The sequence below is a fragment of the Klebsiella sp. RC2 genome (genome assembly GCF_014192815.1).
GTDB lineage: Bacteria > Pseudomonadota > Gammaproteobacteria > Enterobacterales > Enterobacteriaceae > Klebsiella > Klebsiella variicola.
Genome location: NZ_JACHYL010000003.1, coordinates 450,220 through 462,521, shown reverse-complemented (window position 1 = coordinate 462,521; position 12,302 = coordinate 450,220). Strand labels below are relative to the sequence as shown.

Sequence of the window (12,302 nt, the reverse complement as noted above, 5' to 3'; positions counted from 1 at the left end):
CGTGAAATCGTTGTTGTTCAGCCACAACCACCACCTGCTTTCGGTGAAGGGATGTGAAGCCGGGCTTGATGTGCTGGCGTTTGAGGGCGATGAAGCCCTGAGCCAGCCGTTCCGCTACCGTATCGAATTCACCAGCGCAGACCATGCCATCAGCAAAGAGATGATGCTGATGAAGGCAGCCTCCCTGACGCTGCAGGCGCCGGTGGCTCAGGGCTTCGGCATCAATGTTCAGCAACCCGTGCGGGTGATCCAGGGCGTGGTGACGGGGTTTGAACGGCTCAGTACCTCCAGGGATGAAACGCACTACGCGCTGACGCTTCAGCCACGCCTGGCGCTGCTTAACCGCTCGCACCAGAACGCCATTTACCAGGACCAGTCCGTTCCGCAGATTGTGGAAAAAATCCTCCGCGAGCGCCACGGCCTGCGCGGTCAGGATTTTCTGTTCTCGCTGACAAAAACGTATCCGCGCCGCGAGCAGGTAATGCAATACGGCGAGGATGACCTGTGCTTTATCACCCGGCTGCTGGGTGAGGTGGGGATCTGGTTTCGCTTTACCGCCGACACGCGGCTGCACATCGACGTCGCTGAGTTCTGCGACAGTCAGCAGGGCTATGAGAAGGGACTGACGTTGCCTTCGGTCCCGCCGTCAGGGCAGCAGTCGGCCGGGGTGGACGCGGTGTGGGAGATGGCATGCCGCCACCGCGTCGTGGAGCAGCAGGTCAGTACCCGCGACTACAACTACCGCGAGGCGACGGCGGACATGAACGCGCAGGTGGATGTCACCCGCGGGGAGACCACCACCTTTGGTGAGGCTTACCACTGGGGAGATAACTACCTGACGGCGGGGAATGCCCATGACCGGCATCCGGCGCCGGAGTCCGGGGCGTTTTACGCCCGCCTTCGCCATGAGCGTTATCTGAACGGCCAGACCCGGATGCAGGCCACCACCAGCTGCCCGACGCTCTGCCCGGGGCAGGTGCTGAAGGTCACCGGCGGAGAGGAGGTGGCCGGGGAGTTTGCTGATGGCGTGCTCGTCACGGCGATGCACAGCCACGCCCGGCGCGATGCCGACTTTGCGGTGGAGTTTGCCGGCATACCGGACAGCCCGGACGTCGGCTACCGGCCTGAGCCCGGCGCGCGTCCGGTGATGGCCGGGACGCTGCCGGCCCGCGTGACCAGCACCCGGGAAAACGACACCTACGGGCATATCGACAAACACGGACGCTACCGGGTGAATATGCTGTTTGACCGGGCGCGCTGGGAAACCGGGTTCGAGAGTCTGTGGGTCCGTCAGTCGCGACCGTATGCCGGAGACACTTACGGCCTGCACCTGCCGCTGCTGGCGGGGACGGAGGTGGCGATTGGCTTTGAGGATGGTAACCCCGACCGGCCGTATATCGCGGGCGTCCTCCACGACTCGGCGCACGGCGACCACGTCACCATTCGCAATGACAAACGTAACGTCCTGCGCACCCCGGCCAACAACAAAATCCGCCTCGACGACGAGCGCGGAAAAGAGCATATCAAGGTCTCGACGGAGTACGGCGGTAAGAGCCAGCTGAACCTGGGGCACCTGGTGGACAGTGACAGGCAGCCGCGCGGCGAAGGCTTTGAGCTCAGGACCGACAGCTGGGGAGCTATCCGGGCACAGAAAGGGATATTTATCAGCGCGGACGGACAGGCGCAGGCCCGGGGGCAGGTGCTGGCGATGGAGCCGGCCCTTGCCCGGCTTTCAGCGGCATTACTGGAGATGGAATCCCTTGCCGCCAGCGCACTTCAGGCTCAGGCCCTGGCTGCTGATGTCAGTCGTCAGCAAAAACTCCTGAAGCAGAAAATTGAACAACTGCATGGGGAGGTGATCCTTGGCAGTGCGCCGAAAGGAATTGCCCTGGTGAGCGGTGAAGATATGCAGTTTTCGGCCAGCGATAATCTGACTCTTACTGCAGGTAAACAACTCGATATTGGTGCACATAAGGACTTTACCATGGCGGTAGGTAAGCAACTGAGTCTGTATAGTCGTGGAGGTGTCAAACTATTCAGCTCGCAAAATGATATTGATATTCAGGCTCAGGGAGGGAATATCACTACTTGGTCGACGGAGGATACGCATATTTCAAGTGGCAGAAAAATGGTCATTACAGCACAGGATGAACTGACGCTGATATGCGGTGGCGGCTATATCAAAATCACTGGTGGGAGTGTTGAAATTGGCGGATCGGGCAAACTGCTGATTAAAAATTCGGGGATAAAGAAAGCAGGCGCTGGCAGTATGCAGGGTGTTATGAGGTCGTTTGAACCCTCAACATTTGATGAAAAATTTATAATCAGAAATGCGCTGACTAAAGAACCACTGCCAGGGAGAGCGTACAAAATTACCATGCCAGATGGTTCAGTTGTTTCTGGTGTAACAGATGATTCTGGAGCAACGTCACTCAATTCATCTGATGTTATCGACAATATGAACATAAGCTTGGTTAAGGCGAAATAAGATGAGATGGAGTCAATCAGACCGGAAAGTACTTACAATTATAGCTATTGTCGGTTTGCTACTGTATGTCATTTATAAAGGCTTACAGTTCCTGTCAGGGGTCAGTATGGGGGCCAGTTTTGGCGTAGGGCTGGGAGGTATGAGCGGTTCTCAGAAGGTGGAGGAATCACGAAAAGTTGAAACTGATGCTCCGCCTCAGGTTCTTTATCGCATAGATAAATATCGATACCTGACACTGGAGAACTACATATCTTGTGATAAGGGGGGGCAGGTTTATTACAATGATACTCAGAGGGAAATAAAAACTCAATTGGGATGGGAACACGAATTTTATGATTTCTCGTATCGCCGTGGTAATTATTTTGCGGCTTATAAAGGAACTGTTATTAATGGCGCGAATAATGGTTATCTGGCGTTCCCTGGTGCATCAACTAGACAGTATTGCGGTAGCGGAAGATCAGCGCAAGGGTGTCCGGTTTTTTTCTTTTTTTCAGCGGATTATGGTAGAACCTTTATATATAAAATTGTAGCGGCGGAATACAGCACACCTGAACGCTTTAGTAAGCTCAAAGTGGTAGTGGCTAATGATGGGGTTTATTTAAGAGATGAGTCTCAAAAAGAGAGTGTGTATTCTCACCCTATAGGTCTTCGCGATCTTTATTCAGTCAATAAATTAAGGTTTTCTGATGGGGCTTTAATAAGTATTTATGATGACTGGCAAAATGAAATTGCCGAGTTAGTGAAGGAGGAGTTGATAAGAAAAAAAATACCTTACGCAAATGAGTATGGGCCAGATTTTCGCATACTTGACTATATTAGAACCTTAACGCCACCGAAAACACGTCATGAAAGTAATTTAATGGTAGATAAATTATCAGAAATTCGAATGGAAATTGAAGATAAAATCTATGGTAGTAGAGTTAAATTCCCTGAAATTTCAACACAAAGTATTGATTCTAAATATACATGTAATAGAAATGTTGGGGCTAAAACCATCACGTATACGTTTGTCACAAGTGGAAAAAAGGAAGTGGTAAAAAATGAGCAATAAAACTGAGCCTATCCGTGAACTTGAATGTAAGTTTGATGATAATGGGAGTCCGTCCTGGGACTCCTTTCCTTCTCATAAAAACTGCCAGGTCAGAGGTGGGTGTGACTTACCACCTCATTTGCCTGGTATTATTATACTTGTACACGGTGTTAACTCGACAGGAGAGTGGTTTTCAGTTGCGGAGAAAAAACTTTGTGAAGGTCTGAATAAAAGACTTGGGTTAACCGGAACATCACATGAACTGGAAACCAATAAATATCTTTTTGACGATAAAATAGATGCTATGCCTCTAATGTCCAGGGATTTACCTGATGTTAATATAAATAAATCTCCCGTAATTCGTTTTTACTGGGGGTATGCTTCGTCTAAAGGTAATGAAGATAGATACATCATACCTTTAGCTAATGAGAAAGGTGTTGATTATCATCAACTAAAAAGGGAAAATATATCCTATGCCAATATTATGGCACAGGGTCCATTTTTCTGGGGCGGCGGGCCATTCCAGAACGGTACAAACAATTTGCATTCTTTATGGAGTGAAAAAGGGTTCAAAGAGAGAGTCGGTGGAGTCAAAGTTCAGTGGCTTAATGAGGATAAGGATCGCCTGTTAACCAATGCGCCACCGCGAAAATACTATGCCCATGCAGCCAAACGCCTTGCAGACATGGTTGACAGTATCCGTAATAAATATCCTAAAGATACAGTCACTATTATTTCTCACAGCCAGGGTACAATGATTGCAATGGCAGCGGTAGCGATAGCTAAGAACGCACCTGATGCATTATTTTTACTTAACTCACCCTACGCATTGGATCACAACGACCTTAATGGCGCGTCACTTCCGGTAGATGAGTGTATTTCGCCAGAAGGCCGGCAGAATACGCTATCTGCCATCATTGACAAGGTGGCCTGCAGAAGAAATCATTTGTCATCTCTTGGCTATGAAGGGCTTTGTGTCGGACAGACGGCAGATAAAAAGAACTGGCGACCTGATGTTGCACTTGTTGGGGAAAATGGAGATGGTCTTGCTGAGCGAGATAATCACGGGCGCACTTACATCTACTTCTGCCCTCATGATCGTGTTATGGGGTCACGCCCGCTACGCTCAATTGGCTGGCAGGGATTACCTAATGATTCACAGGGGCAGCCCCATCCACTGCTGAAAAAGCATCAGGGATATTTATTTCAGCGTATGCTGGCGCGCAGTACTCCATGTGGCGAAACTCCTAATCCCGTTACACCGTTTGCAAAATTGCCGGATGGAAAACCATTCTGGGACGACAAAGGCGATAAATATCAAAGCAGTAGTTTCACCTATCCCGACCCTCCGGAATGGCAAACAGTTTTTATTAATGCGGAAATGGTGCCTGAACCTATAGAGGCTGCAAAATTAGCTGATTTTGACGAATCACGCGTTGGAGCGGAGCATGACGATAGAGAGATAGATGGCTGGGGTGAAATTAACCCGGACAAAAAAAGTAAAAACGACAATACCTATGACAACTATATCAATCTTTACCCCAATCAGGATATTGTGACTGGTTTTAAAAATACGGGTACTGAATCCGAACCAAGAATGGTTCCCGTAACACGTAAGGAGACATTTGAAGAAAAGGATCTTCGCCTGAGGACCTATGTTTCTCAGCCCACGGATCACAGCACTCTGCCAATGCGTGCTGATTTTATGTCTAAGGTGGTCGCATATGACTTACCCATTGGATACTGTGATGCAACCTGGGATAAAGAATTTATGGCTGATTTACGGCGAAAAGCTGACTGGACGCAGGGGGAGGATCCGTATCTCTTCACTGGAATACCTGACAATGTGCCTGAGCCTGATATAATTAGTCGTGAAACTGTTACTGATAAATTTAATAAGGAGAAATATAAATTACCCATGTACAGGTCTGTCAATAAGGCATAAATAAGTGTTAATAAACCATTCGGTTTAATATACGTGATGAATATCAAAATATATATTCAAGGTCTTAATTTTAACCAAAGGAATGGCAAGTGGGTAAATATATCGTTGTAATAGGGGATGCTACTTCACATGATGGTAGAGTAACTTCAGCCTCGTCCAGTTTTGAAATATCGGGAAAAAATGTCGCCCTCCTGAACGATACTGTATCCTGCCCGTATCATGGTACAAATAACATCATTGAGTGTGATTTTTCTGCCTATGAAGAAAACGGCCGTGGAGTTGTTATCCATCATTGTAAAACACAGTGCGGAGCTGTGGTTATTGCCAGTTTACAGGATATGGAGATCGGATAATGGGATGGTCTCTACCGGTTATTCCAAAGAAAAACAGCGCCCAACAGTGGTCGCCTTGGTTATGCCTCTTGATTGTTTTATTAGGTTTTGTTCTGTCGCTAATTATTGCAGTGTTGGACTCTCCGGAAAATAGATTTCTTTCTTTTAGTAGCGGTTATTGGCTGCCAATGATACTACAAACTACTATCGGATGTTTTACTGTAGTCACCTTCTACACGTTCTGGTGGGAGGTTCAAGCTTTTGCTGTATGGCGTTGGAATTCCTGGAGACATAATACGAATCTTCTGTGGTTCAGAAGAGCACACAAGCACCACTTTGTAAGCTTCCATTGTATAATACCAGCCAACTCTCAATTGCTCCCTAAAATCGCTGGTGTATCGTCGGAAAGCATTGATGAAAAACCGCCGCTGACACTGCTTCCTGGCGAGCCACTAACGCCGGGTATTTCGCGTTTTGAACAACTATGTCGATTACTGTTTGTCAGTATGCCACAGAGGCTTCTTGATAAGCATTCGGGTAATTTAACGGTGATGTTACTTACCTCCTCTAGCGAAAAAGAAGCGGAACAGCGGGCATTTCGACGACTCTGGGATAGCGAAAAACTCTCTGGTTTACCTTATACATTGGTGCTCCCGAAAGAGTTCGCCTTTAAAGACTGGAACCAGTGTGTATCTACTACATGCGGCAACATTCTGGTGCTGGCGATGCATTATCGGCAGCCTAATGAGTCATTACCAGAGTTTGCAAGCGTTTTACTGCTTAAACCATCATCTTTAGTTAAGCAAGGTGAATATAATTTTATCCCCAAAATTTTCCATGCAATGCCCCTTCGTGGTGATGCCATGGAGAATGAATTAATTGAGTGGCGTGATATGGGGCAACAACCATCAGATCAAAGATATTTAGTCTGGCATAGTGGATTAAACATTACGGTCCGACAAGAATTGGGTAGAGTTTTAAATACACTACCATTACCACTGATTGATAATATCGGAGTTGGGGGAGTAATTGATTTTGACAAGGAATTTGGCGTTTATAAAAGGCTTGCTGGATGGTTGATGATTGCGTCAGCTTGCGAAATGACACGTTATGGCCCAGCAACACATTTACTTTTGTGCGAAAATGAAAATGAGGGTTGGGCTGTGACAATAGGAAAGAGTTGTCCGGTGATTTCTCCCCAATTAAGAGAATTTTATTTATCCCCATTTCCTGCTGGAACAGTTATGATGGCGTTGTTGTTTAGTGTTAGTATTTTCGGTTTGATAGCAAATTGCTCACCCTCGATTGCATTTTCCTGGTCTGGCATGGTGATATTTTCATTTCTTCTTGTAGTATCTTTTTCTTTTATAGTCATTCTTACGCGCAATGTAATTTCAAAACTGCTGTATCCTCGTTTTGTTAAGGCTGTCAGAGAGCCCAAAAAGGAAAGGTTGGAATGAGAAAAAATATACGATTGGTAGGTTTTGGTCTCCTGATTTTGGTTATCTTACTCCTGATTGTTTTATTAATTTCTCAGATAAATAAAATCCCTGCTATTATTGAGGGATATTCCACCTGGTTAAAGATAGGCGCGATTATAGGAATATCTTGCATTTCCTGCGTAACAGCTCAGTTCGTCTTATTTGAGAGGCATATTGAAACACCATTTACCCCTGATGATGAGAACTATGTCAACGAGATGTATTATGCGACGGCAGAGAACAACAATGAATTAAAAAAATATCTTCAGCACCGCTATAGTTTCTTTTGGCGCCGCAAAGTCCGCCTGATTTTAGTCACCGGGGACGATACAGCAATCGAACAACTGGTGCCTGGTCTGCGTCAGCAGCGCTGGCTGGAGGGCCAGCGTACCGTTCTGATTTACGGCGGCAGTCTGCTCTGCGAACCCGATCGCCAACAATACGCCGCGCTGCGCAAGCTGCGCCGCGGCCGTCCTCTGGACGGGATTGTGCGGGTAATGCCGTCGTCTCTCACCCTGACGCCGCAGATAAGCGAGAGCGACCTGCGCGGGCTGGAAAAAATCAGCGAACTGCTGCGCTATGCCGCCCCGGTCTGGCTGTGGAAACTGTGCGATAGTGAGTGGCCGCAGGCTGACCGCGCGGTGCAGGCGGTAGGGGTTAGCTTCCCGTTACGCGCTACCGAGGACGATGTCGCCCGTCAGCTTGCGCAGATGCTGCCCATGCTGCGGGAGCAGGGGATGCACCAGATCTCAGCAGATACCCGCCACGACTTCCTGCTGCGTCTGGGGCAGCAGCTTATCGACGGGGAGATCGCGCAATGGCGCTGGCAGCTGGCGCCGTGGCTGACCGCCTCGCGGCAGCGGTTTGCACTGCGTGGCCTGATGTTTAGCCTGCCAGAGCCTCGCGCCAAGGACCCTTATCAGGAGGCTGATACCTCGCCTGCGGGCCAGCCTCATCTCCTGACTTTGCCCGCGACCTGGCAGGGGATCGTCGATGACTGCCGCCGTTTACGCGGGCATCACGTGGGAATGGCATGGGAGCGGGGCCTGGCGTGCGGTCTGCTGGCCATCCTCGGCCTGTGGGCGGCGGGACTGCTGCTCTCCTTTGCCCTCAATTACAGTCAGATTGCTTCGGTAGCGGGAAAAGCCCGCGACCTGGTGGCCCACCCCTCCGTTTCTGACTATCAACTGACGGCCCTTCATGCCCTGCGCAACGAAGCCGGCCGTCTCGTGCACGATGGGCAGAAGGGAGCTCCCTGGTATCGGCGCTTTGGTCTGGACCATCATCAGCAACTATTAGACGCCGTCCTGCCCTGGTACGGTGTGGCAAATCATCGCCTGATACGTGACCCGGCCAATGCCGCGTTGCAGCAGGCGCTCAGCGCGCTGGTCAACTCCGCCCCCAATAGCGACCAACGAGCCCAGCTGGCGAAACCAGGCTATGACCAGCTGAAAGCCTGGCTGATGATGGCTCGTCCGGATAAAGCCGATGGCGCATTTTTCGCGCAGACCATGAAAACGGTCCAGCCGACGCGAATGGGGATCTCGAGCGGGCTGTGGCAAAGTCTGGCGCCGGATTTGTGGGCCTTTTATCTCTCCCTGCTGCCCGAGCGGCCAGAGTGGAAGATAACTCCGGATGCGCAACGGGTGAGTCAGAGCCGTCAGGTTCTGTTGCAGCAGCTAGGTCGCCGCAATGCCGAAAGCACCTTATATGAAAACATGCTTAAATCCGTGCGTCGTAATTTTGCCGATGTGTCGCTGGAAGACATGACCAGTGGCACCGACGCGCGCCGCCTGTTTACCACCGATGAAGTGGTCCCGGGGATGTTTACCCGCCAGGCATGGGAAGGCGGCATTCAGCAGGCCATTGATAAGGCAGCCAGCTCGCGCCGGGAGGAAATCGACTGGGTGCTGAGCGATTCGCGCAAAACGGTGTCGACAGACCTGTCGCCGGAGGCGCTGAAAGCGCGTCTGACCCGACGCTACTTCACCGATTTCGCCGGCAGCTGGCTGAATTTTCTCAACAGTCTGCGACTTAATCCGGCGACCAATATCGCCGATGTTACCGACCAGCTCACGCTGATTAGCGATGTCCGCCAGTCGCCGCTGATTGCCCTGATGAATACCCTTGCCTGGCAGGGGCAGGCGGGGCAACAAAGGGAGGGGCTGTCGGACAGCCTTATTAAATCGGCCAAAGATCTGGTGGGCGGGAAAGACAAGCTGGTCATCGACCAGTCGGCAGCCGGCCCGCAGGGGCCTCTGGATGACACGTTCGGCCCACTGCTCCAGCTAATGGGGAAAAACACGGGTAGCAACGTCATGTCGGCCGATAGCACCCTGAGCCTGCAAACCTATTTGACCCGTATCACCCGCGTGCGCCTGCGCCTGCAGCAGGTTGCGAATGCCTCCGATCCGCAGGAGATGATGCAGACCCTGGCGCAGACCGTCTTCCAGGGGAAAAGCGTCGACCTGACCGACACGCAACAATATGGCAGCCTGATTTCGGCAAGCCTTGGCGAAGAGTGGAGTGGCTTCGGTAACACTCTGTTTGTGCAGCCGCTAACTCAGGCCTGGGAAACCGTGCTTCTGCCGTCGGCGGCCAGTCTGAATGACAAATGGCGCCGATCGGTGGTCGCCAACTGGCACACCGCCTTTGACGGACGCTTTCCGTTTGCCGCCAGCAAAAGCGATGCCTCCCTGCCGATGCTGGCTGAGTTTGTGCGCAAAGACAGCGGGCGGATCGAACGTTTTCTCACGACGGAGCTGAACGGTGTCTTGCATAAAGAAGGCAGTCAATGGGTGCCGGATAAGGTCAACAGCCACGGCCTGGTCTTTAATCCGGCCTTTCTGCGCGCCATCAACCAGCTAAGCCAGCTGTCTGACATTCTTTTCACCGACGGAAGCCAGGGGATCAGCTTTGAGTTACAGGCCAGGCCTGCCCCGGAGGTTGTCGAGACACAGTTGACGATAGACGGCCAAAAGCTGCGCTATTTCAATCAGATGGCCGACTGGCAGACTTTCCGCTGGCCGGGGGAGACGTATAAACCCGGCACTCTGCTGACCTGGACCAGCGTCAATGCGGGCACGCGCCTGTTCGGTGACTACAGCGGTACCTGGGGCTTTATTCGCTGGCTGGAGCAGGGTAAACGCCAGCAACTCGAACGCAGCCAGTGGATGATGAGCTTCACCGCTCCGGATGGCCGCACCCTGCAGTGGGTATTGCGCTCCCAGCTTGGGAGCGGCCCGCTGGTGCTTCTGGCGCTGCGCGGATTGACCCTGCCGGATCAGATTTTCACTGTCGATGCGGCTGAGAGCGCACAGGCCCTGACGACGGGGGTAGGGAATAGTGACATGGATGAGATGGAATTATGAGTATTTTACAAAATCTGGTTGCCGCCAGTCAGTTGGATGAAAGCGTACTGCGCCAGCAGGCCCGGTCACGCCAGGCGCAGTGGCAGTCCTGGCTTGCGCCAATCAGTGATAGCCAGCCCACCGGGAGCGATCCGGGCTATGACGATGATTTTCAGCGTATCCGCGAGGAGGTCAATAAGATCTCCGGTGTCGATACCGAACTGATTTGCCAGCTGGCAGAAAAACTGCTGACTCAGACCTGCAAGGATCTGCGCGTGATCACCTTTTACGTGTGGGCGCGTCTGCAGCGGGATGGCGAAACCGGTCTGGCGGAGGGCGTTACGCTGCTGGCGGCAATGCTTGAGCGGTTTGGGGCTATGCTCCATCCCCAGCGTGAACGTAGCTGTAAATCGGCGCTGGAATGGCTTGGCAGTCGCCGGATGTCGGACAGTCTGTCTCTTTATCCGGAAGTCGACATGACCACTATGCAGGTCATTATCGGGGCGTTATTGCTGGCGGAAGCCACTTTTTCCGGCTTGGCTGAAGCATCTCGCCCCGATCTTTCCGGGCTATATCAGATACTGGAGAACCGCCTGGTGCAAAGCGGCGGAGCCCACAGTCTGGTGCCGCAGACCAGCCGCGAAGAACACGATCTGCTACCCCAACATGCAGACACCGCGCCGGTAATGCATACCGTCACGTCAGGTCGTGATTTGCTCGATCAGGCTAAGGTGTTGGCGAAATATCTGCGTGAGTGTCCCGGCGGATGGCTGGCAGGTCATCATCTGATGAAGAGTGTGCGTTGGGATACGTTAACGGAGTTACCGCCGCTGGATGCCACGGGCCGGACCCGGCTATTGCCTCCCAAGCCTGAGAGTAAAGCCCATCTTAAGCGGTTGTATTTACAGAAAAGCTGGTCGGAACTGCTGGAGCATACGGACACGCTGTTGGCGCAAGGCGTCAACCATCTGTGGCTGGATGTGCAGTGGTACGCCTGGCAGGCGCTGCTGAAACTGGATGCTGACAGTGTACGGGCCGATATCCTGTGCCGGGATATGAAAGGGCTACTGGCTCGTCTGCCGGGGCTGGAAACCCTGGCGTTTAACGATGGTACGCCATTCGCCGATGAAGTAACGCTCAACTGGCTTAACGAGCGTGTTCTGGATGAGATGGCCGGATGGCAAGATGAGCCGGTAATGGCGGCGACCAGCGCTGATGAGGTGCTGTCGCTGGAGCCAGAAGTGCTCACCCGCGCGGACGATGAAGGTATTGAGTCGGCGCTGAACTGGTTACAGGCGCAGCCGGGCTATACCACCAGCCGCAATCGGTGGCTGATGCGCTTACTGATGGCGCGGGTCAGCGAGCAGTACGGAAAAAATGAAATGGCGCTACATCTGCTGGCGGAACTCGACAGCCATGCCCGGGAAATGACGCTCGAACAATGGAAGCCGGAGCTTATCTTTGAGGTCAAAGCCCGCCGACTCCGGCTGCTCAGAGGCAAGGCCGGGCGCAGTGAGGCAGAAAAAAATCGCTTGCTGCCAGAAATGGAGTCATTGCTTGCCGGGCTCATCGCTCTGGATCCCGCTCGCGCTGCGGTGCTGTGCGCATAATTCACGCATCATTCACATTGCACTCCCTGCACTTGCTGTTCTCTGCATATCTGAAAGCTATTACTC

General features: G+C 51.9%; 7 protein-coding genes. All 7 read left to right on the top strand.

Going from position 1 to position 12,302, the window contains the following annotated elements:
• Position 1 precedes the first annotated feature (1 nt).
• The 7 genes from FHW76_RS11805 to tssA all read left to right on the top strand — a co-directional run bounded on the left by FHW76_RS11805 (position 2) and on the right by tssA (position 12,236).
• A complete protein-coding gene (locus FHW76_RS11805; protein ID WP_183476771.1) occupies positions 2–2,488 on the top strand; it encodes a type VI secretion system Vgr family protein in 2,487 nt (828 codons plus the stop codon).
• Between the two features lies 1 nt (position 2,489).
• Entirely contained in the window at positions 2,490–3,539 is a 1,050-nt protein-coding gene (locus tag FHW76_RS11800; protein ID WP_064170153.1) for a hypothetical protein, read from the top strand.
• Positions 3,529–5,463 carry a DUF3274 domain-containing protein gene (locus FHW76_RS11795; protein WP_183476719.1) on the top strand — a complete coding sequence of 645 codons (1,935 nt, stop codon included), beginning with the start codon at positions 3,529–3,531 and terminating at the stop codon, positions 5,461–5,463. Before FHW76_RS11800 ends, FHW76_RS11795 begins: the two co-directional genes overlap by 11 nt.
• 89 nt (positions 5,464–5,552) lie before the next feature.
• Positions 5,553–5,816 carry a PAAR domain-containing protein gene (locus FHW76_RS11790; protein WP_074158377.1) on the top strand — a complete coding sequence of 88 codons (264 nt, stop codon included), beginning with the start codon at positions 5,553–5,555 and terminating at the stop codon, positions 5,814–5,816.
• Positions 5,816–7,255 carry a hypothetical protein gene (locus FHW76_RS11785; protein WP_071582734.1) on the top strand — a complete coding sequence of 480 codons (1,440 nt, stop codon included), beginning with the start codon at positions 5,816–5,818 and terminating at the stop codon, positions 7,253–7,255. Before FHW76_RS11790 ends, FHW76_RS11785 begins: the two co-directional genes overlap by 1 nt.
• On the top strand, positions 7,252–10,647 hold the full coding sequence (locus tag FHW76_RS11780) for an ImcF-related family protein (RefSeq protein WP_086512234.1): 3,396 nt from the start codon (positions 7,252–7,254) through the stop codon (positions 10,645–10,647). Before FHW76_RS11785 ends, FHW76_RS11780 begins: the two co-directional genes overlap by 4 nt.
• Entirely contained in the window at positions 10,644–12,236 is a 1,593-nt protein-coding gene (gene tssA / locus FHW76_RS11775; RefSeq protein WP_064170150.1) for a type VI secretion system protein TssA, read from the top strand. Before FHW76_RS11780 ends, tssA begins: the two co-directional genes overlap by 4 nt.
• Positions 12,237–12,302 lie beyond the last annotated feature (66 nt).